Annotated in this window: 20 protein-coding genes; 9 read left to right on the top strand and 11 right to left on the bottom strand. The window is 71.1% G+C overall.

The window, feature by feature from the left end:
• Window positions 1-76 precede the first annotated feature (76 nt).
• Window positions 77-766 (top strand): TetR/AcrR family transcriptional regulator, encoded by a 690-nt coding sequence (locus C3V38_RS00825; RefSeq protein WP_106384905.1) that lies wholly within the window; start codon window positions 77-79, stop codon window positions 764-766.
• A 13-nt stretch (window positions 767-779) separates the two neighbouring features.
• On the opposite strand, the gene C3V38_RS00820 is transcribed toward C3V38_RS00825, so the two are convergent.
• From C3V38_RS00820 to C3V38_RS00800, 5 genes are read right to left on the bottom strand one after another with little or no spacing between them, the layout of a single operon-like run.
• Window positions 780-1,352 carry a class I SAM-dependent methyltransferase gene (locus C3V38_RS00820; protein WP_106384904.1) on the bottom strand — a complete coding sequence of 191 codons (573 nt, stop codon included), beginning with the start codon at window positions 1,350-1,352 and terminating at the stop codon, window positions 780-782.
• A complete protein-coding gene (locus tag C3V38_RS00815; protein WP_106384903.1) occupies window positions 1,349-2,140 on the bottom strand; it encodes a PIG-L deacetylase family protein in 792 nt (263 codons plus the stop codon). Before C3V38_RS00815 ends, C3V38_RS00820 begins: the two co-directional genes overlap by 4 nt.
• The gene (locus tag C3V38_RS00810; RefSeq protein WP_371412132.1) at window positions 2,137-3,171 is read right to left on the bottom strand and encodes an acyl-CoA dehydrogenase family protein; all 1,035 of its coding nucleotides are present in this window, start codon (window positions 3,169-3,171) and stop codon (window positions 2,137-2,139) included. The genes C3V38_RS00815 and C3V38_RS00810 overlap by 4 nt, the downstream gene beginning before the upstream one ends.
• 27 nt (window positions 3,172-3,198) lie before the next feature.
• Window positions 3,199-4,020 carry a glycosyltransferase family 2 protein gene (locus tag C3V38_RS00805; protein ID WP_106384902.1) on the bottom strand — a complete coding sequence of 274 codons (822 nt, stop codon included), beginning with the start codon at window positions 4,018-4,020 and terminating at the stop codon, window positions 3,199-3,201.
• A gap of 6 nt (window positions 4,021-4,026) precedes the next feature.
• A complete protein-coding gene (locus C3V38_RS00800; RefSeq protein WP_106384901.1) occupies window positions 4,027-4,731 on the bottom strand; it encodes a vitamin K epoxide reductase family protein in 705 nt (234 codons plus the stop codon).
• A 178-nt stretch (window positions 4,732-4,909) separates the two neighbouring features.
• On the opposite strand from C3V38_RS00800, the gene mfd reads away from it, so the two are divergent.
• The 6 genes from mfd (at window position 4,910) to C3V38_RS00775 (ending at window position 13,794) form a co-directional block, all read left to right on the top strand.
• Window positions 4,910-8,578, top strand: coding sequence for a transcription-repair coupling factor (gene mfd, locus C3V38_RS00795; RefSeq protein WP_106384900.1), 3,669 nt, complete (start codon window positions 4,910-4,912; stop codon window positions 8,576-8,578).
• Complete coding sequence (locus C3V38_RS00790; protein WP_254426039.1) at window positions 8,575-9,498, top strand: MazG nucleotide pyrophosphohydrolase domain-containing protein; 924 nt, start codon at window positions 8,575-8,577, stop codon at window positions 9,496-9,498. Before mfd ends, C3V38_RS00790 begins: the two co-directional genes overlap by 4 nt.
• 490 nt (window positions 9,499-9,988) lie before the next feature.
• Window positions 9,989-11,761, top strand: a complete 1,773-nt coding sequence (locus tag C3V38_RS00785) for a sodium:solute symporter family protein (protein ID WP_217354156.1) — start codon at window positions 9,989-9,991, stop codon at window positions 11,759-11,761.
• Window positions 11,762-11,779: 18 nt separating this feature from the next.
• Window positions 11,780-11,911 (top strand): putative transporter small subunit, encoded by a 132-nt coding sequence (locus C3V38_RS17775; RefSeq protein ID WP_007631220.1) that lies wholly within the window; start codon window positions 11,780-11,782, stop codon window positions 11,909-11,911.
• Between the two features lie 212 nt (window positions 11,912-12,123).
• Window positions 12,124-12,582, top strand: a complete 459-nt coding sequence (locus tag C3V38_RS00780; RefSeq protein ID WP_083961550.1) for a helix-turn-helix domain-containing protein — start codon at window positions 12,124-12,126, stop codon at window positions 12,580-12,582.
• Window positions 12,583-12,594: 12 nt separating this feature from the next.
• The gene (locus tag C3V38_RS00775; RefSeq protein ID WP_106384899.1) at window positions 12,595-13,794 is read left to right on the top strand and encodes a putative toxin-antitoxin system toxin component, PIN family; all 1,200 of its coding nucleotides are present in this window, start codon (window positions 12,595-12,597) and stop codon (window positions 13,792-13,794) included.
• A gap of 16 nt (window positions 13,795-13,810) precedes the next feature.
• Here the strand turns inward: C3V38_RS00775 and C3V38_RS00770 are convergent, their stop codons facing one another.
• The 6 genes from C3V38_RS00770 to C3V38_RS00745 all read right to left on the bottom strand — a co-directional run bounded on the left by C3V38_RS00770 (window position 13,811) and on the right by C3V38_RS00745 (window position 19,046).
• Complete coding sequence (locus C3V38_RS00770; RefSeq protein ID WP_061913886.1) at window positions 13,811-15,148, bottom strand: alpha-hydroxy-acid oxidizing protein; 1,338 nt, start codon at window positions 15,146-15,148, stop codon at window positions 13,811-13,813.
• Between the two features lie 75 nt (window positions 15,149-15,223).
• Window positions 15,224-15,820 (bottom strand): GNAT family N-acetyltransferase, encoded by a 597-nt coding sequence (locus tag C3V38_RS00765; RefSeq protein WP_106384898.1) that lies wholly within the window; start codon window positions 15,818-15,820, stop codon window positions 15,224-15,226.
• 68 nt (window positions 15,821-15,888) lie between these two features.
• Window positions 15,889-16,464, bottom strand: coding sequence for a CueP family metal-binding protein (locus tag C3V38_RS00760; RefSeq protein WP_174705748.1), 576 nt, complete (start codon window positions 16,462-16,464; stop codon window positions 15,889-15,891).
• A gap of 101 nt (window positions 16,465-16,565) precedes the next feature.
• On the bottom strand, window positions 16,566-17,006 hold the full coding sequence (locus tag C3V38_RS00755) for a hypothetical protein (protein ID WP_106384897.1): 441 nt from the start codon (window positions 17,004-17,006) through the stop codon (window positions 16,566-16,568).
• Window positions 17,003-17,707: a hypothetical protein gene (locus C3V38_RS00750; protein ID WP_254426038.1), complete on the bottom strand. Its 705-nt coding sequence runs from the start codon at window positions 17,705-17,707 to the stop codon at window positions 17,003-17,005. Before C3V38_RS00750 ends, C3V38_RS00755 begins: the two co-directional genes overlap by 4 nt.
• Window positions 17,708-17,789: 82 nt before the next feature.
• Window positions 17,790-19,046 (bottom strand): oxygenase MpaB family protein, encoded by a 1,257-nt coding sequence (locus C3V38_RS00745; protein ID WP_106384896.1) that lies wholly within the window; start codon window positions 19,044-19,046, stop codon window positions 17,790-17,792.
• A 45-nt stretch (window positions 19,047-19,091) separates the two neighbouring features.
• On the opposite strand from C3V38_RS00745, the gene C3V38_RS00740 reads away from it, so the two are divergent.
• A complete protein-coding gene (locus C3V38_RS00740) occupies window positions 19,092-19,682 on the top strand; it encodes a TetR/AcrR family transcriptional regulator (protein WP_254426037.1) in 591 nt (196 codons plus the stop codon).
• An 82-nt stretch (window positions 19,683-19,764) separates the two neighbouring features.
• Window positions 19,765-20,514, top strand: a complete 750-nt coding sequence (locus C3V38_RS00735) for a lytic transglycosylase domain-containing protein (protein WP_106384894.1) — start codon at window positions 19,765-19,767, stop codon at window positions 20,512-20,514.
• Window positions 20,515-20,744: the final 230 nt, after the last annotated feature.

The following is a 20,744-nucleotide window of genomic DNA, read 5'->3' as shown; positions in this document are numbered from 1 at the left end:
CTGTAGTGATCACTACGGTAAGTGTGATCCGGGGCGATTCGCAATGAGTCGCCGGACACAGGGAGCGGGGGAGCGGATGGCGGGGAAGCCGACGGGGTCCACTGGCAGGCGCACCCGTGCCAAGGGCCGGGAGTCCCGGCAAAGGATCATCGAGGCGGCCGCCGCGGTGGCCGGTGAACGCGGGTACGAGGGGACCTCGATCGCGCAGGTCAGTAAGGCGAGCGGGCTCCCGGCGAGCTCGATCTACTGGCATTTCGCGGACAAGGACGCGCTGCTGGCGGCGGTTGTCGAGGAGAGCGTCGAGTTGTGGCTGGGCCAGGTCACCCGCGGGGAGGGTGAAGCCCTGCGGGAGCGCGTGACCGCCTTCTGCCTGGGCGTGGCCCGGACGTTCCGCGAGTCCCCGGACTTCCTCCGGCTGGGCCTGATGCTGACGCTGGAGCAGCGTCCCGTGGAGCCGGCCGCCCGGGGAATCTATCTGCGCCTGCGCGGGGACGCCCTGGAGCGCATCGCGGCGGAGTTCCGGCGGGTCCGTCCGCGGCTACCCGAGGCGGATGCCCGGGTCCTCGCCACCTATGCACTCGCCGGCGGCGACGGGATTTTCCTCGCGTCCCTGACCGGGGACGCCGACGTGACCGAACTGTTCCGGCTCCATGCCGAGGCGATAGTGCACCTCGTCACTCGGGCCGAGGCGGAGGCTGAGGCGTCGGCGTCCGAGTCGGCTTCGAAACCGCAGGCGGAGTCGACGCGGGAGACGCAGGCGGACTAGTTGCAGCCGGCCATCAGGTGCGGCGGAAGACCTCGAGGACGAAGTGCTCCTCGCGGTGGTGGACGAGCCGCGTGAGATCGACGCGGCGTGCGAGTGCGGCGTGGACGTCCTCGCCGTGGCAGGCGTGGTCGTCCGACCGCCCCAGCCAGTGGCAGGCCGCGACGGTCCCGCCGGGTTCGGCCAGCCGCAGCAGCGCCGTGAGTAGGTCGTCGAGCCCGTCGACCGGCGTGTAGTAGAGGAACTCCGAGAGCACCAACAGGTCGCAGGACCGCCCGGGCCACGGGTCCAACGCGTCGGCGGTGCGCACGTGCACGTGGTCCAACCCCGCGCGGTCGATGCGCGCGCGGGCCTGCTCGGCGGCGGTGTCGACGACGTCCACCGCGTGCACCTCGTCGCAGTGCTCGGCGAGCATCTCGGTGAGCACCCCCACCGAGCAGGCGGGCTCGAAGCACACGCGGTACCGCTGCTCGGGGAGAGAGGCGACGAGGAGCCCGTAGCGCCGCAGTTCGTACCACGAGCCGGCGAAGTCCCAGGGGTCTGCCGACCCGGAGTACATCTCCTCGAAGTAGTGGCCCGGGGTGCTCACCAGAACACCGTCTCGGAGCGCGTGACCAGGCGGTCGAGGATCCAGTCGGGCAGGATCGCCTCGTCCCCCGGCCGATCGGACAGCGGAGCGACCTGGGTGACGAACTCCGCGACGGCAGCGTGCTTGGCGGCGAGTTCGGCGTCGGTGAGCACGACGCGGCGCCGCCGGTTCCAGGGCACGCGCCGATCGCCGGGCTCGGCCCAGTGCCAGGTCCACACCGGGTACTCCGCCAGGCGCGCTCCGGTGGCGGCGCAGGCCCGGGCGGCCGCGCGTCCGGAGGCCTCGTGATCGGGGTGGCCGTCTCCGCGCCACGTGCTGAGCACCACGCAGTCCTCGCCGGGGACGTCACCGATCGCCTCGGCGATCGCGTCGGCCAGACGCGTCTCGTGCCCGCGGACCCCGCCGTCTGGCAGTCCGGCCCGCACCGGCTCGGGAAGGCCCAGGGCCGCGCAGGCGCGCCGGCTCTCGGAGATCCGCAGCGCGGCGAGCCGCGCGGGCGTCACCGTGGGGGAGTCGGGGTGCGAGGCGTCGCCGTCGGTGACGGCCACGATCACCACCTCCACCCCGGCTGCGGCGAACCGGGCGGCGGTGACGCCCACGCCGAGGATCTCGTCGTCGGGATGCGGCGCGACCACGACCACCCGCCGGACCCCGGACGGTACGGTCAGCTCCGGGTCGGCGGCACGCCCGCCGAACCAGGCGTCCCAGGCGGCGTGGGGAGTGCCGCGGTCGTCGAGCCCGATGCCGGTCCAGTGGGTGGAACCGCCCTCGGCGGGATCGGTGGTCATCGCGCCCACCCGCCGTGGGTGCGGGCGGTGGCGCCCAGCCCGGCGAGGTCACGCTCGGCGTGGAACTGCCGGATGTACACCTCGGCGTCGAGGGCGTTCTGCCCGTGGCGCGGGTCCATCGCGAGCGGTCCCGGGCCGAGCGCCCGGCCGACGCGTCGGATGGTCTCGTCCACCGCGGCCTCGACTATCGCCCGCACGCGCACGGCCCGGTGGCGCGCGACGGTGAGGTCGGCGCCGGGTCCGTCGCGATCGACTTCCGCGGCGGCGGCGTCCAGCGCCCACGACGCCCCTCCCAGGGCCACGTCCACGGCGCCGAGGTGGGCCAGCGCGTGGGGGTCGACGTCGGGCCGGGTCGCCCGCGCGATCAGGGGCCGGGCCACGGCGATCCCGGCGCCCAGCCAGCAGGCGGCAACCCCGATCCCACCGTGCCAGAACCCGGCCCGCTCGAGGTAGGAGCGGTGGTCCCCGACGGAGCGGGCCGGCACGTCGGTGAATTCGACGGAGGTGGTACGGCTGCCCGCCATCCCCGGGTGCGCCCAGCCGCCCGCCCGGGGCGCGACACCGGGCTGACGCAGGTCGACGGCGAAGAGGCGCGGCTCGTCGTCGTCGAACGCGGTGACCAGGGCGTGCGTGCACACGTCGCCGCCGGAGCACCAGGCCTTGACCCCGTCGAGCACCCACCCGCCGCCCTCGTCTCCGCCCGAGCCCCCGCCCGAGCCCCCGCCCACGCGCCGGGCGCGGAGCACGGGCATCGGCGGTTCGGCAGCCCACACGCCCCACAGTTCGTCGCGCCCCACGCGGGTGCCGGAGATCTCGGCGAGGATCGCGTCGGCGTCGGCGTGGGCCTCGACCAGGCGGCCGGCGGAGACGTCCAGGGCGCACATCGCGGTGAGCTCGGACCATCTCGTGCGGGTGTCGCCGCGGGCGGGCAGGGGCAGGTCGGCGCGGCCGGCGCGGACCCATTCGCGGGCCAGGTCGGCGGACGAAGCGGCGTCCGGGGAGCCGCCGGGGGGCACGTCAGTGTTGCTCACGGGGCCTCCTTGCTCGCGGACACGCGGTCATGACGCGGTGGTCCCTGCGCTGGCGGCGCGTTCGCTAACGGCGCGCGCGGCGGTGGCGGATTCCCTGGTGGCGCATTCCGTGGCGGCGAGGTGACCGGCGAAGCCTCCGGGGGCGCGCGCGGTCCGGCGGGCCGAGGTCATCACCGGCGCGGCGGTGGACCACGCCACCGTCAGCCCGGCCGCCTGCGCGCGCCGGACCAGCTGGACGTCCTCGTGCACGGGGAGCGGGTCGAAGCCGCCGAGCTGCCGGTAGGCGCGGGCGGAGATGCCGATGTTGGCGCCGTGGATGTGCCGGTGTCCGGGACCCGGGTGGTAGCCCTCGAGGTAGCTCAGCCGGGTGGCGGGGGTCCAGTCCGACCAGTCGTCGACCGCGATCAGGCCCGCCACCACGTCGGCGCCGGAGCGGGCGACCGCCAGTTGGTCGGTGAGCCACGTGCGGGGCACGCGGGAGTCGGCGTCGGTGGTCGCGTACCAGCGCCGCGAGGGGGACGCGGCGGCTCCCGGCGGTGCAGTGGGACCGGGCGGGAGGGGAGACGACGTCGATGATGTCCTCGTTGTCAACGACGACGACGAGGGCCGCCGCAGCGAGTCGAACCCGCGCGCGCGGGCGATGCCGACGTTGCGGGCGCTCGTCCGCACGATGCGAGCCCGCCCCCGCGCGATCTCCTCGGTGGCATCACGACAGGAGTCCAGCACGACCGTCACGGTCACCGGGACCGGGGTGGCGGCGATGCAGTCCTCGAGCGCGTCGAGGCAGCCCGCCAGCAGGTCCTGCTCATCGTGGGCGGGGATCACGACGTCGACCCCGGTGTACTCCACGGCCGGTCAGAGGTTGGCGAAGAAGTCGGCCCAGTAGAAGTCCCAGAACGCCCACAGGATGACGCCCGCCACGGCGAGGAACCACACCACCACCGGGACGAGGTGCCAGCTCTGCAGCGTGCGCACCCAGCGGGCCGCCGTGAGTTTGGCCAGTACGTGCAGCAGTGTGTACCAGAACATGGGGATGGTGGTGGCCCACACGACCATGCACCACGGGCACAGCACCTGGATCTCGAAGATCGACTGGAACGCCAGCCAGTGCACGAACCCTGCGGCGAACGTCAGGCCGAGCAGCGCGCCCACCCAGTACCAGCGCGGGAACCGCACGCCGGACGCGGCGGCCACGCCGATCGCGATCACGATGCCGTAGCCGATCAGCCCGATGAACGGGTTGGGGAAGCCGAACGCCGCGCCCTGCTCCGAGTTGATGACGCTCTTGCAGCTCATGAGGATGGAGAAGTTGCACGCGGGCGTGTAGTCGGGGTTCTCCAGCAGCCGGATCTTGTCCAGGCTGAGCTGGAACGACGCGACCAGCGCGATGGCCGAGCCGATCGCCAGCAGCACGCCGATCCACCGGTCGGTGAACACCCGCGAGCCGACGATCGTCGCGCCAGCGTCCGGTCCGTCGTCGCGGGGGCCGGGGGCGATCGTCACCGGGGCGGCGGGCTCACCGGCGGTGTCCCCGGCGGCGGCGTCTGTGGTCTCGCGCATACGCACAGGCTACCGGGGCCGCCGCGCCGTTAGAGTGGAGCATCCGGCACGCCGATCCGCCTGCCGCGCCCCGCTGCGCACCGCCGGTCCGATCACGGCCGGCCCGCGCGTGTCGTGCGCCCGCGCCCGCCCAGACCGAGTCCGACCACCTCGCCCCGACCCTGAAGGACCCTCACGCGTGACCTCCACCGCCCCCGCCGTCACCTCCACGACCGCCGCGCTGTCCGGTCTGGCCGGTGCGGTCATCTCCAACCCGGCGCTGGCCGATCTGCGCGCGGGCCTGGACCGCGACACCGCCGTGGTGCGCGCGCCGGAGTCGCTGCGGCCGTTCCTGGTGGGTGCGCTGGCCGAGCGCGCGCCGCTGCTGGTGGTCACCGCCACCGAGCGCGAGTGCGAGGAGCTCGCCGACGAGCTGTCGGGGATGTACGACGGCGAGGTGGCGCAGTTCCCGAGCTGGGAGACGTTGCCGCACGAGCGTCTGTCGCCGGCGGCCGACACGATCGGTCGCCGCCTCGAGGTGCTGTCCGCTGTGATGGCCGGACGGGCGCCGAGGATCATCGTCGCGGCGGCGCGATCGGTGGTGCAGCCCATCTCCCCGGCGGCCGCCCGCCGCGAGCCCGTGCGCCTGACCCGGGGCGCCGAGGTCGACCCGACCGACCTCATGGCCCACCTGGCCGAGTTCGCCTACACCCGCGAGGACATGGTCGCCCGCCGCGGTGACATCGCCGTGCGCGGCGGCATCGTGGACGTCTTCCCGACCACGGCCGACCACCCCCTGCGCATCGAGTTCGACGGCGACGAGATCGCCGAGATCCGCGAGTTCTCCGTCGCCGACCAGCGTTCGCTGCCCGACGGCGAGGTCGAGCAGGTCGTGCTGTACCCGTGCCGCGAGCTGCTGCTCGACGACGACGTCCGCGCCCGGGCCGGTCAGCTGGCCGCCGAGCACCGCGCCAACCCGACGCTGGCCGAGCTGCTGGACTCGCTGGCCGAGGGCATCCCGCGCGACGGCATGGAGGCCCTGACCTCCGTGCTCGTGCCGGGCGAGATGGCCACCCTGCCGATGCTCATGCCCGCCGACACCCGTGTCGTGGTGTGCGACCCGGACAAGGTGCGCCGCCGCGCCGCCGACCTCGCCTCGGCGGGCCGGGAGTTCCTCGAGGCCTCGTGGACCGCCGCGACCATGGGCGGCGACGCCCCCGTCGACAGCGAGACCCTGGACCTGTCCGGCTCGGGCTACCGCACCTTCTCCTCCGTGCGCGAGGAGGCCACCGGGGCCGGCCGCGCCTGGTGGCAGCTCGTCCCGCCCGGATTCCTCACCGACCCCGAGGACGGCCTCGTGGTGACCGTCGAGGCCGGCGACCCGCCCGCCCCGCGCGGCAAGGACTCCGAGATGGAGGCCATGTTCGTGCAGCTGCGCGCGCTCGTCGGCGCCGGCGGCCGGGCCGCGATGGTGGTCCCCGGCCACGGCACCGTCACCCGCATCCTGGAACGCCTGTCCGAGGCCGAGGTCCCCGCCACCGCCGCGCAGGCGGGATCCGAGCCCGCCGACGGACTCGTGACGGTCTACGAGGCGGTCCTGCACGCCGGGTTCGCGCTCACCGGCGGCGCCGACGGGGCGTCCGGCGACTTCGTCGTCGTCTCCGAAACCGACCTCACCGGCAACCGACTCGGTTCCACGGCGCGCCCCAAGGCCCGCCACTCCAAGCGCCGCAACCAGGTCGACCCGCTCGCCCTCAAGGCCGGCGACCTCGTCGTCCACGACCAGCACGGCATCGGCCGGTTCGTGGAGATGGTCGAGCGGCAGGTGCGCGGCGGCGACGGCTCGTCGCGGCGCGAGTACCTGGTGATCGAGTACGCGCCCGGCAAGCGCGGTGCGGCCGGCGACCGGCTCTACGTGCCGATGGAGTCGCTCGGCCAGCTCAGCCGCTACGTCGGCGGCGAGGCACCGACGCTGTCCAAGATGGGCGGCGCCGACTGGCAGAACACCAAGCGCAAGGCCCGCAAGGCCGTCCGCGAGATCGCCACCGAACTCGTCCAGCTCTACGCCAAGCGGCAGTCCGCGCCCGGCCGCGCCTTCGGGCCGGACACGCCCTGGCAGCGGGAGATGGAGGACGCGTTCCCGTTCACCGAGACCGTAGACCAGCTCAGCGCGATCGAGGAGGTCAAGGGGGACATGGAGAAGTCCGCCCCCATGGACCGCGTCGTGGTGGGCGACGTCGGCTACGGCAAGACCGAGGTCGCCGTGCGCGCCGCGTTCAAGGCCGTCCAGGACGGCACCCAGGTCGCCGTGCTCGTGCCCACCACGCTGCTCGCGCAGCAGCACCTCGCGACGTTCACCGAGCGCATGACCGGGTTCCCCGTCACCATCAAGGGGCTCAGCCGGTTCACCTCGGACGCCGAAGCGAAAGAGGTCCTCAAGGGCCTGGCCGACGGGACGGTCGACGTGGTGATCGGTACACACAGGCTGCTCGCGACCGGCGTGCGGTGGAAGAACCTCGGACTGGTGATCGTGGACGAGGAGCAGCGCTTCGGCGTGGAGCACAAGGAGCACATCACCTCCCTGCGCACCCACGTCGACGTGCTCACCATGTCCGCCACGCCGATCCCGCGCACGCTCGAGATGTCGCTGGCGGGCATCCGCGAGATGAGCCAGATCCTCACCCCGCCCGAAGAGCGGCTGCCCGTGCTCACGTACGTGGGCGCGTACTCGGACAAGCACGTCGCCGCCGCCATCCGGCGCGAGCTGCTGCGCGAGGGGCAGATCTTCTACGTCCACAACCGGGTGCGGACCATCGACTCCACCGCCGCGAGGATCCGGGACCTCGTGCCCGAGGCGCGCGTGGTGGTGGCGCACGGGCAGATGGGGGAGGAGCAGCTCGAACAGACCGTCGGCGGGTTCTGGAACCGCGAGTACGACGTGCTGGTGTGTACGACCATCGTCGAGACCGGCCTGGACATCTCCAACGCCAACACGCTCATCGTGGACCGCTCCGACCAGCTGGGCCTGTCGCAGATGCACCAGTTGCGCGGCCGCGTGGGCCGGTCGCGCGAGCGCGGGTACGCCTACTTCCTCTACGACCCGGAGAAGCCGCTCACCGAAACCGCCTACGACCGGCTCGCGACCATCGCTCAGAACAACGACCTCGGCGCCGGCATGGCCGTGGCGATGAAGGACCTTGAGCTCCGCGGCGCCGGCAACGTGCTGGGTGCCGAGCAGTCCGGCCACATCGCGGGCGTGGGCTTCGACCTCTACATCCGTCTGGTCGGCGAGGCGGTGGAGGCGTACCGCGCGATCGCCGACGGCGAGAAGGTCGAGACCCAGGAGGAGCTCGGTGAGATCCGCATCGAGCTGCCCGTCGACGCGTTCATCCCGCCCGACTATGTGGACGGCGACCGGCTGCGGCTCGAGGCCTACCGCAAGCTCTCGCAGGCGCGCGAGCCCGGCGACATCGACGCCGTCGTGGAAGAACTGCTCGACCGCTACGGGCCCCTGCCGGTGGAGGCCCGCCGCGTGGTGTCCGTGGCGCGGCTGCGGCTCGTCGCGCAGAAGTACCGGGTGCGGGAGATCGTCCTGGCCGGCTCGCGGCTGCGCGTGGGCCCGCTCGACCTGCTGGATTCGCAGCAGATGCGGCTCAAGCGCATGTACCCGGCCGCGCAGTACCGGGCCACGCAGAAGACCGTGCTGCTGCCGCTGCCCAAGGCCGCCGGTGCCCGCGCGGGTGCGGGTGGGGAGAAGGCGCGCGACGACGAGATGCTGCAGTACGCCGCCGATTTCCTCACCGCGATGGCCGGGGACCCGGAGGGTTCGAACCCGGTGATCCAGCCGGAGACGGCTCCCGCGCGATGAGTGAGCGCGGTCCGGCCGCCGACGCCCCCCGTCCCCATCGAGAAGACAGTTCCGCACGAGACCACTCGGCCGATGCGGGCGAAACTGTCTTCTCGACGGCGGTCGGCGCCGGAGCGGGCCGCTGCGCGGACTCCTCCGGCGACCGGCTGGCGGAGGCCGTCGCGGTGATGGCCCGCATCCGCCGCGACGGCCGGTGGGAGTCCGCCCAGACCCACGCCTCGCTGCTGCCATACCTGATCGAGGAGTCGTGGGAGCTGGTCGACGCGGTGGCCGACGGCGACCGCGATGAACTGGTCTCCGAGCTCGGTGACCTGCTGCTCCAGGTGCTGTTCCACGCCGCGATCGGTGCCGAGCGCGGCGACGCGCCCTTCGATATCCAGGACGTCGCGGGCGCGCTCCTGGACAAGCTCCGCCGCCGCGCGCCGTACTGGTTCGACAACGACGACGACGACGACAACGCCGCCGCCCGCGTCCCGTCCGCAGCGGCCCTGGACGCGGACGAGCAGGACCGCCTGTGGCAGCAGGCCAAGGCCGCCGAGCGCGCGGGCCGCCCGCCGCGCGGCGTGGTCGAGGGCATCTCGTGGGACATGCCGGCGTTGGCGCTGGGGCAGAAAGTGCTGTCCCGCGCCCGCTCCGCCGGCATTCCCGACGACCTGGTGCCCGCCGAGATGCGGGTCGTGCACATCGATGCCACCGGCCTGTTCCGAGACGCGCCCTCTGACGCGGGCGGCGCCAACACCGACGCCGCCGACGCCGCCGACGCGCGTGACTCCGCCGCCGGTGCTTCCGGCTCGGCGGAGGTCGAGTACCGACAGGCGGTCCGGCGGTTCGCGGCCACTGTCCGGGCCGCGGAGTCGCGGCTCCCGGTGCCCGCTGTCGACGCCACGGACGCCGACTGGCGCGCGGCCTGGCCCGTCTGAGGCGCTCCGAGGCCGGCACCTCGCGGCGCTCACCCCGCGCCGAGTGGCGGAAGCCGGTCACTTCGCCCCTGGACGGGGTCTGACCACCGCTGCCTTTCCTGCCACTCGCCGGCACGTGCCTGTGTGAGATGGCCGCGCTCTTATGTTGACGCGTTCCTCGCGCTCCGGGTCGCGCCCGCCCAGGCGGACTAGCGTTCGGTGACGTGGATCACGTGTGCGGCATGCGCCCAGCCTATCGGCGGTGTTTTTTTGCGATCAGGCGCAAGAGTGTGGCGCTGTGCGCTCCACGAACGCTCCCCCACAGCGAAACCTGAGCGTCCCGCTCACTTTGGACTTTTCCTCCATCGGCGGGACGATTTTCGGGCCCGATTCGTGGGTCGAACCGGCCGCTCGTTGGACACTCCGACAACCGTGGATTCTCAGTTTCCTCCCAACTTCACTATGCTCGTCACGTTGGTCAGATAAGTGAAGAGCGAAAGGGCAGAGAAATTTGCTGGAATACACTGCGCTGAGCGCTACTGCTGTCGTTCTCCTTCTGCTGCTGTTCTATGGCGGGACGATGGTCATGTCCATGCGGATCGCACGCAAGGACGAGAACGCGGATAGCTACATGACTGCTGGTCACAAGATCGGCTTCGGGATCTCGGCGGCGTCGATGACCGCGACCTGGATCTGGGCGTCGTCGATGTACGCCTCGGTGAACTCGGGCTACCTCTACGGCGTGTCGGGCCCGATCCACTACGGGCTCTGGGGTGCCCTGATGATCCTGTTCATCTACCCCTTCGGCCGCCGGATCCGGAAGGTCGCCCCGCAGGCTCACACGCTCGCGGAGGTCATGTTCGCTCGCCACGGCCGGTCCTCCCAGCTCATGCTGGCGGGATCCAACATCCTCGGTTCCGTCATCTCGTTGACGTCGAACTTCATCGCTGGTGGCGCACTGATCTCCATGCTGAGCCCGTTCAGCTTCATCCAGGGCGTGATCGTGATCGCCGCCGGCGTGCTGCTGTACACGCTGTGGTCGGGCTTCCGCGCCTCGGTGCTCACGGACTTCGCGCAGGTGCTGGCGATGCTCGGCGCGGTGGTCATCATCGTGCCGGCCATGTTCTTCTTCCTCGGCGGCACTGAACTCTTCGAGACCGGCGCCCAGAACCTCACCCAGCAGCAGCAGTCGTTCTTCTCGTCGGAGGCGTTCCTCAACCAGGGCGCGCCGTACATCGCGGCGGTGTTGGCGTACGCGATCGGTAACCAGACCATCGCGCAGCGGCTGTTCGCGGTGCGGGAGGACCTCATCAAGCCGACGTTCATCACGGCGACGGTCGGCTACGGCGCCACGATCATCGGCATCGGCATGATCGGTGTGCTGGGGCTCTACGCGGGCATCCAGCCGGTGGAGGGCGATCCCAACAACCTGCTCCCGCAGGTCGCGGCGGAGTACCTGCCGGGCGTGCTGGTCGCGGTGTTCTTCATCATGATCATCGGGTCGCTGTCGTCGACTGCGGACTCGGATCTGGCGGCCATGTCCTCGATCGCGATGACGGATATGTACGGGCAGAGCATGCGCAGTCGGGGCCAGATCCCCAATCCGCGGATGATGCTGACGATCGGCCGGGTGACGATGATCCTGGCGACGGTCGCGGCTCTGTTCTTCGCCAACATGCGGTTCAACATCCTCGACCTGCTGGTGTTCGTGGGTGCGCTGTGGGGCGCGCTGGTCTTCCCGGTGATCGCGAGCTTCTACTGGAAGAAGGTCACCAACTCGGCGTTCACGGTGTCGGTGATCGTGGCGCTGGCGGCGTTCCTGCCGACGCGCTTCGGGCTCGTCCCGGACACGGGCGTGCTGCCTGTCGTGACGGAGGCGTTGGCCGTGGTCGGCGTGGCGGTGGTGTTGGGCCTGATGGTCTTCGGCTTCCTCGGGTTGCGGGTGGCGTTGATCGTCGGCGCGGTCGGTGGGCTGGCCAGTGCGCCGCTCATCTTCGGCTTCCTGCGTGACTACGACACGCTGACCGCCTCGCTGGTGGCGTACGCGGTGAGCACGCTGGTGTGTGCGGGCATGTCGTTCCGTAGCTCGACGAATTTCGACTTCGCCACGATCGCGCGGGACACCGCCGATTACGACACCGAGGAGGTCGCAGAGATTCTCGAGGCGGAGTCCGACGCGGCGGAGACCGCCGACGTCGGTGACGAGTCCGAGGTGGTCACCGCCGGTAGGGACCGTCGCCGACGCGATGACGACGACAACGACGACGACCTCGTTCGGGTCTGAGAAGGAGGACGACTACTCATGTCACCGATCTTGCTGACGATCTATGTGCTCATCTGGCCTGTCTTGGTGGCGGGCACCCTGGCGGTGATCGTGCGGGGCTTCGTCAAGGAGGCCGCGGAGGCCAAGAGGGAAGGCGCCCCGATCATTTAACGCCCGCGCGCGCGAGGCGAGCGCCCGCGAGTCCACGGCCCCCGGTCGGCAGTCGCCGATCGGGGGCCGTGTCGTGTCGGGGCTGACCGGCCGCCGTCGAGTCGGGCCAGGGGTCGAGCCGGTGCACACACATCGAGGACAGCTTCGTATCCTGCCTTCCAAGCAGGGGCCCTTCGTATTGCGTGTTCGAATTTTTCGTTTTACCCTTGTCTATGGCTGCCATGAAAAATCACACTGTGCTTCCGTCGGATGCTGACGAGCAAGAGACGCTTCTTGGCTTGCAAGAGGCATTGGCTGGTGGGCGAGCGGTGTCAATATCGACAGAGGATGGCACGTTCGGGCTCACCGAAAGTGTGCGGTCGGTACTCGTCGATGCCGTGACGGCGTTGGCTCACGGGCAGGCCGTGACCGTAGAGCCACAGCGGACAACCCTGACGACTCAGGAAGCAGCTGAGCGCCTGGGAATCTCCAGACCGACACTGGTCAGATTATTGGAGCAGGGAAGAATTCCGTACACGACTCCGGGGCGGCACCGGCGAGTAAAGCTGGCGGATGTGCTCGCGTTTCAAGAGCGTGAGCGTGAACGTCGGGGCCGGGTGCTCCGCGAGATGGCCCGCGAGGAAGAACCAGACCCGGAAGAGGCTGGAGACGGCTTCACCAGAACCCGCTGACCGGCGTCGGAAATGGTTGGATTCCGAGTAGTTCTCGACGCCTGCGTGATGCTGCCGCAGACGCTCGCCAACCTTTTGCTCACGCTTGCGGATGCCGAACTTTTCGTTCCGGTATGGACTCCGGATCTGCTCGAGGAAGTGGAGCGGAATCTCACCGGCTCCAGGTTTGGGAAGACACCAGAGCAGGCGAAGCAGCGTGTTCTGCGCATGCGAACTGCATTCCCATTCGCCGAGGAGTTTTCCAGCGGGTACCGCGAACTGATTTCGTCGATGGTTAACGATCCCAAGGATCGCCACGTCTTAGCGGCAGCCGTTCGGTCCGGAGCGGGCCTGATAGTCACGGCGAACCTCAAGGACTTCCCGAGAAGCGCGCTCGAGAAGTTCGATGTGGAAGCGATCCACCCCGACGAGTTTCTCTGCGACCTTCTCGATCTCCATACCGGCATTGTGTTCGAGTGCATGGAGGTGGTAGTGATGAGGAATGCGCACCCTCCTCGCACGGTCGGAGAGCTCCTCGTATCCCTCGAGCGGCAGGTGCCACGATTCGTCGACGCCGTCCGGAGGCATCTCATCGCTCCGGACGAACCGTCAGGGGAGTCGATGGGTGCCGCTGACCTCGCGCCGCACGAGTTCGTCGAGTTGGACGACGAGCAACTAAAGACCCTCTCGCCTGACGCGAGAGAAGCCTACGAACGTCTACGGACAATGGACCATGCGGAGCGGGTGCGGTTTCTCGGGCACGTCAAGTTGGTCGAAGCCGCGTGGGCGTTCCTGAGCCCGGTTTGTGTAGATGGTGACCTCCGTTCGGTATGGCCGAATGTGCATCCCGACCTGAGGCTGGCACTCACTCAACAGTGGGTTCGCGACAACCAGCGCTCCATCGAGGCCGACGGTTTCGACGAACAGGCTGTCGCGGAAGCACTATCCAACGCGACGTCGGAACACCCCCTGTGGGTGCACTTCGAACGCGTTCACGTGCGCTCTCTTCGAGAACTCGTTCCGCCTCCCGCGACGTGGGGAATTGGAGCGTCAACACGGTTGGTCGGCCCCGACTTGGAAGTTCTCTATGTCCATGACACCTCAACGCTGGAGGACGGCGTCTGGGAGCCCAACACGCCTCGGCACGTCTTCCCGATCCTCATGAATCTAGTCGAGGGGCGATGGCTTGTGCGCAATCTCGGACCCGAAGCCGATCCCACCGGTGCGATGTGATCGATCCGAAGCGGGGTTAAGCCAGGAGTGATCGGTCGACCTCGTCCCACGAGCTGGCGCCACACAGGGAGAGGGTGAGGTCGATCTCGGCGAGGAGGTTGTCGAGCACCTCGCCGACGCCCCGTTCGCCCGCGATGGCCAGGCCGTAGATGTGGGGCCGCCCGATCGTCACCGCGTTCGCCCCGCAGGCCATGGCCTTGACGACGTCGGTGCCGTTGCGGATGCCGGAGTCGAGCAGCACGGTCGGCTCGGGTCCGACGGCCTCGCGGATGCGGACGAGGGCGTCGAGGGTGCCGATCGATCCGTCGACTTGGCGGCCGCCGTGGTTGGAGACCATCACCGCGTCGACGCCCGAGTCGAAGGCCTGCCGGGCGTCGTCCGGGTGCAGGACGCCCTTGAGGACGATCGGCAACCGGGTCCGGTCCCGCAGGGCCGCGAGGTGCTCCCAGCTCAGCGCCGGGTTGGAGAAGGTGTCGAGGAAGGTCTGCACGGCGGCGCGTGTCTCGGGCGCGCGCAGGTTGTCGAGCAGTCGGCCGGGGCGGTTCCGCGCCATCTCCAGCAGCGTCAGCGCGGCCCGTGGGGTGACCTTGATGGCGTCGGGGTCCGCGCCGGGGCCGGCCGCGGCCTCGCGCGCGACCCGTTCGGCCACCATCTCGGTGAAGCGCGGGTCGGAGACGTACTGGGCGATGCCGACTCCGCGGGTGAACGGCAGTGATCCGAGGTCGAGGTCCCAGGGCCGCCAGCCGAGGGTGGTGGTGTCGAGGGTGACGACCAGGGCACCGGCGTCGATCGCCTCGGCGCGGGCGATGAAGCTGTCGACGAGCTGCTCGTCGCTGCTCCAGTACAGCTGGTACCAGCGTGGGCCGCCGGCCATCGCGCGGGCGGTCTCCTCCATCGGCGAAGAACCCTGGGAGGACAGGATGTACGGGATCCCGCGCTGTGCGGCGGCCCGCCCGACCATGAGGTCCGCCTCGCGGCGGACCAGTCCGGCCGCGCCGATGGGGGCGACGAGCACCGGGGCGGGGAGTCTCTGCCCGAGCACGGTGGTCGCCAGGTCCCGCCGGGAGGTGTTGCGCAGCATGCGGGGGACGAGTGGGCGACGGTCGAAGGCCTCGCGATTGGCGTCCATGGTCGTCCCGGAGCCGGCGCCGCCGTAGATGTAGGCCCACGCCTTGGCGCCGCCGGGCCGACGCAGGAGCGCGCGTCGGGCTGCGGCTTCGACTTTCTCGGCGCTGGTCGGAACCGTGGGCGTGATGCCGGAGATGCCGGAGCGGTAGATGACGTTCTGTCGCGCGCGGCCGAGGGGGTCCGGCGCGGGGCTGGCTGTGGCGGGGGTCACTGAGTCTGCCGTCATAGCGGTGAGCGTACTGCGGGCGGGTCGACGGCAGAGCGAGAGGAGCTAACCCTCGCTACTGCCGGGCCGGCGACGTCAAGAAAATCGGCGCACCATCGCGGTCGAGGACGCCTCGCCCAGCGTGGCCACCGAGCCGATGGCCTCGAAGCCGAACCGCTCGTAGAGGCGTCGGCTGCCAGGGGTGGTGGCCTCCAGAAACGCGAGCGGGGTCGGGGAGCGGTCGACGATGGCCAGTCGGTGCTCGAGAAGGGCTGTGCCGACGCCCTTGCCCCGGGCCTCGGGCCCGGCGCCGATGTCGCGCAGGTACCAGTGCGGTGCGGTGGGCCGGTAGGCCTCGATCTGCAGGGTGTGGCGGGCGCCCCGGCCGATGGGCAGCCGACCGAGGACCCAGCGGGTCCCGCCCGTGATCGCCCGTCGGACCGTGGCCAGCGCGCCCGGGTCGGCAGGGGGTTCCCACAGGAGAGCTCCGACCACCTCGCCGTCGTCGACCGCCACGTCCACCCATCCGGGGCGCCGCCGTACGCGACGGCGGTAGTACGCGGCGAGCTTCGCCAGCCGGGTCTCGTCCACCGGCAGGGTGATCGACCACGCGGGGTCGTCGCGGAACGCCTCGCTGAGGATGCGGGCCACCGCAGGGGCGTCGGCGCGGGTGGCTGTGCGGACTGTCACCATGGGCGGGCTTTCTGACGAGGTGGGCGGGTGAGGAGCGTGGCGCGGTACGTGTGGGCGCGGTCAGCGCTCTAGGTGAGCTGCACGGTCGTCAGGCAGGTGAGATCGTCGGCGCCGGTGGCGATCGGTGTGCTCGCGGCTTTGCCGTCGTGCTCGATGTGGATCGTTCCGGTGATGTCGCGGGGGAGCCAGAGGCCGACGAAGCCGTTGTCGTAGGTGGTGCGGGTCTCGTCGAGGATCGTCCGGCCCGCGGCGTCGGTGACGGTGACGTCGACGGATTCGCCGGGCATCTCGCCCAGGCAGGTGGTCAGGCTGTGGAAGGTGCAGTCGTGGGTTTCGGCCTCGTACGGCGCGACGGAGAGGTAGAACGTGTCGTCCGGCATCGGCAGGGTCGCGGTGGAGCCCCCGGTGGTGTCGGTGAGCACGAGCTCGGTCGGTTGGACCGACGCGATGAGTGTGTCCGGGCGGTCGGAGACTGCCATCGTGTCGAGGTGCTCGACGACCTCGGTGGCGTCCATGCCGGCCAGCCCGTGCTGCTCGAGGACGGTCGATCCGGGCTGCGTGCTGCCGCAGGCGGAGAGGGCGAGCGCGCTCGCGGTCAGGGCCGCGGCCAGCGCGCGGTGTCGCGGGGCGAATGTGGTGGTCATCGGTGGCGGCTCCTCGTTTGTACTCGCAGCAATTCTCACATCGCGAGTGCATCTCACGTCCGACGACCCCCTCGGGCGTCCGGGCGCACCCAGCGCGCCATTCAACCCAGCGCGTGCAGAACCGCGAGGCCGGCGGCGCCGCACGCGCCCGCGACGAGCAGGGAGGCGAGGGTGCCGATGATGAACCGCTCGCTCACCGCCGGGTTCTCGCGGATCTCCGGATAGCGGCCGAGGGCCTTGATCGCCACGACCACGGCGGCGAGCTCGAAGCGCCCGGCGAGGATCGCGGCGGTCAGGCCGAGGCGTTCGAGGATCCCGATCCACATGCCGCCGCGCAACACCTCCCGCACCTGCGGGGCGGGGTCGTCGCGTCGGCGCATCACGGGCTGGCGAGCGTCGCCGCTGATCTCGACGGTCGGGGGTTCGGGCACCCGCGCGGAGCGCAGGACTAGAGACGCGATCGGCGATCCGAGCCCGGCGGAGGCGAGGAGGCTGACGGCCACCACGATCGCGACGACGATCCAGTCGGGCCAGGTGCTCATCGGTCGTCCTCCCCGTTCGAGTCGGTGGCCGGGCGGTCACCGCGGGTCGGGCTCTCGCCGGTGGCTGCCGCGTGTGCGCCCGCGAGGAGTCGGTCGAGCGCGGGGTAGGCCGCCCGCTCGTCACGGATCCGCGACGCCCGTAGCGCGCCCGTGACGGAGGCGGGCGTGATGCCCAGCTCGTCGGCGGCCGCGGCCTGCGTGGGGGAGCGGTCGACGGCGTCGACGACCCGCCACTGCGCCTCCGTGCGGCCGAGGACGAGCGGCGCGACCAGGGCCCACACCGCCTCGCAGTCGGCGGCCCACGCCATGGCGGTGGCGGGCCCGTCGAGCACCCCGGGACTGTCGGGGACACGTATCGCCACGGAGCCGGGGAGCCCCTTGGCGGCGTCGACGGCGGAGCGGGCGGCGATATAGGCGTCCCCGCGACCGGCCCGGGTGCCGGAGGAGTAGGACTCGTCGTCGACATCTCCCGCGCCCACGCCGCAGTGCCAGTCACCTTCGCGCAGCGCGATGAGCAGCGCCGAGCGCACCGCGGCGGGGTCGTCGAGCAGGCCCTGAACCTCGTCGCCGGCGGTGCGCTCGAACGCCGCCGCCACCGGGATCTCGTTCAGGGCGTCGAGGAGCGCGGGCACCCGGTCGGCGCTGGTGCGACTGCGGCGCTGGTCGATGGTCACCACGTACATGAGGTGATCGTGCCACATATCGCTGACATTAGGTCGAACAGCCTAATTGGGCCGGATTAGGCGAAAACGGCTCATCGAGCGGGGGTCTTCTGAGTAGCGGTCAGGCGGTGGCCGGGCGGCCGATGTCCGGGCGGGCGTCGCCGAAGGTCTCCTTGCGCTCGCGATCGCGCACCCGCTCGCCCCACGCGTCGAGCCGGGCGCGGCCGAACGGCGTGCGGTAGCGCAGCGTGTTGAGCGCGACGAGATAGGCGTGCGCCCACGGCGGCCGGACGGGCAGGCCGAACTCGCGCATCGACTCACGACCCAGCAGCATGGTGAGCATGCTGAGCAGTCGCTCGTGGCCGACGCGGGCCCGCAGGCGGGGGAACGGGCCGCTGCGATGCCGCGTGCGCTGCGCCTCCACCAGCGCCTGCGTGAGCTGCGGGCCCGCCTCGGACAACCCGGCCTGCGCCAGGAGGATGTGGTAGTTGATGCGGTGGCGTTCGCTCTCGCGCTCGACGAGGAAGTCGTCGTCGACCCCGAGCAGCCAGCCGACGTAGCGCCACACGTGCATGACGTCGGCCGAGTCCTGCCGACTCACCGGCACGCCGAGCGTCCGCACGCCCAGCAGGACGACGGCGTCGAACAGGCCCAGGGTGGCGGCGAGGTCGCTCTGGTTGATCGGCAGGCCCCAGCGGCCCGTGTCCCAGCGGGGCTCCATGGCGTGGTTGACCACCGCGTGCATCGCCCGCACGTGGCCGGTCAGTCGCCACGCCTCGCCGCCCGGGCGCAGCCCGTCGGGGATCGACAGCGACATGGTCCAGTGGCTGGTCTCGGCCAGGCGACGCAGGGTCGTGTTGCCGGTCAGCCCACCGGTGGCCACGAGCAGGTCGGTGGGGCCGCCGAAGCGGTAGCCGCCGATGAGCGAGAGCTGCAGCAGGATGTCGGCGGCGTTCTGACCCATCCGCAGATAGACCTTCTGGCCGCGCTCGATCCTGGCCCAGTCGACCCAGTCCGGGGTGTCCTCTAGCCGCGCGATGTACTCGCGCAGGACGGGGGCGGCGTCCTCGGGCAGGCCGGCCGTGCCGGTGGTCAGGGCCTCGTCGAGCTGCCGGCGGCTCACGGCGCCGGGCTCGCCCGAGCGCAAGCGCATCGCGGCGGCCAGCCTGTTGCCGAGCTCGTCGCGTTCGAGGTAGCCGCGGCCGAGGCGGTCCATGAGTTGCTCGTCGACCTCGTCCACGCGCGCGACGGCCTTGAGAGTGCGGCCGATGCGGCGGGAGCGGTCCTCGGCCTCGCGGAAGCGCGTGGGGTACGGCGGGGCCGGTTCGCCGGCCGGCGAACCGGTGGCGGTGGTGGGGCGTTCAGGCGCTGCGGTCATGACACGACTATGACGCGAGTATTTACTCGCATACAATTCGCGTTCATGAGAAGGGTCCCCAAGCAGGCCAGATCCCGCGCGATGGTCGAGCGGATCATCGCCGCGGCTCGCGTCGTGCTCGTGCGCGACGGCTACGAGTCCTTCACCACCAACCGCGTCGCCGACGAGGCCGAGGTGAGCCCGGGATCGCTGTACCAGTACTTCCCCGACAAGTCGGCGCTGGTCACAGAGGTGATGGACCGCTGGTCGGCGGAGATCTCCGACCGCGTGGCCGCCTCGCTCGCCGCCTCCGGCCCGGTCGACGTGCAGGACCCGGCCGCCGTCCGCGGGATCGCCGACGCGCTGCTGTCCGCCCTGGAGGCGGACGCCGGGCTGCTGCGGATCGTGTGGGAGGAGTTGCCCGCGGTCCGCCACCGGGCCGCGCAGCACGCGCTGGAGACCCGGGTCCGCGAACTGCTCGCGGTGTACCTCTCCGCGGCCGGACTGCGCTCGGCGGATCCGGCGGCGCGGGCGTGGGTGATCGTCATGGCCGTGGAGAACATCGCCGTCCGCTGGGTCCTCGACCGGCCCGCCATCAGCCGCGACGCACTGCTGGACGAGCTCACCGCGCTCGCCGGCGGGTTCGGGTCCGGGTGAGGGGAACGTCACGGCCGGCCCGCCACGAATCGGGGGATACCCTGACGCGCTGCGGAACCGGGCTCCGGCAGGATGGTAGGCGATGCCCACCCTGACCCCCCGCGCCACCGCGAGCCTCGCGGGCCTGCTCGCGACCGTCGTCTTGTCGTCGTCGTGCTCCTACGAGGCCACCCGCGAGGCGCCCATCCCCATCCCCCCGGGCATCCCCCCGGCCGCCGGCGCCCCGGTGCCGACCATCGACATCAACGCCCCCGGCCGGACGTCCGATCAGCTGCGCGAGTGGGCGGCCGGCATCAACGAGCCGATGAACATTCCCGTCGCCGCCCTGGCCGCCTACGGCAACGCCGCCGAGACCATGCGCCAGACCCGCCCCGAGTGCAACCTCGCCTGGACGACGCTCGCCGGCATCGGGCACGTGGAGACGCGGCACGGCCGGTACCGCGGGGCGATGTTGAACGACGACGGCTACGCACTGCCCCCGATCATCGGGATCAAGCTCGACGGATCGCCGGGCTTCGCCGACATCCCCGACACCGACGGCGGGCGCTGGGACGGCGACACCGAACACGATCGCGCCGTGGGACCCATGCAGTTCATCCCCGAGTCGTGGAACAAGTACGGCCGCGACGCCAACGGCGACGGGGTGGCCGACCCCAACCAGATCGACGACGCCGCCGTGGCCGCCGCGCGCCTGCTGTGCGAGACCGGGGGAGACCTCTCGGTGGCCGAGAACTGGCAGCGCGCCGTGCTCGCCTACAACGCCTCGCGCGAATACGTCATGGACGTGCGCGACGCCGCGGCCGCGTACTCGGTGGGGACGACCGCGCCGTAAACCGTCACCCGGCGGGTCCGGCATGACCCCGGCCTCGTGGTGGACGCACCCGTCGAGGGTGATGTTGATCGAGTAGCGCAGTGGTCTCCTCTCGCCGCTCCCCGTGCAGGCCTGAGACGTTGAAATCCAGCACCGCCGTCCGGTGAGGTCGACGACGAAATCGGCCGCTGGCATAGAGTCGTCGGGGCCCCTGGGCCGGCCTCACCCACCCTGGGCCGACCTCACCTACA

Origin of the sequence: Dietzia sp. oral taxon 368 (assembly GCF_002999155.1) — a bacterium.
Taxonomy (GTDB): domain Bacteria; phylum Actinomycetota; class Actinomycetes; order Mycobacteriales; family Mycobacteriaceae; genus Dietzia; species Dietzia cinnamea.
The sequence above is the reverse complement of the archived record's forward strand: the minus strand, read 5'-3'. Positions and strand labels throughout refer to the sequence as shown.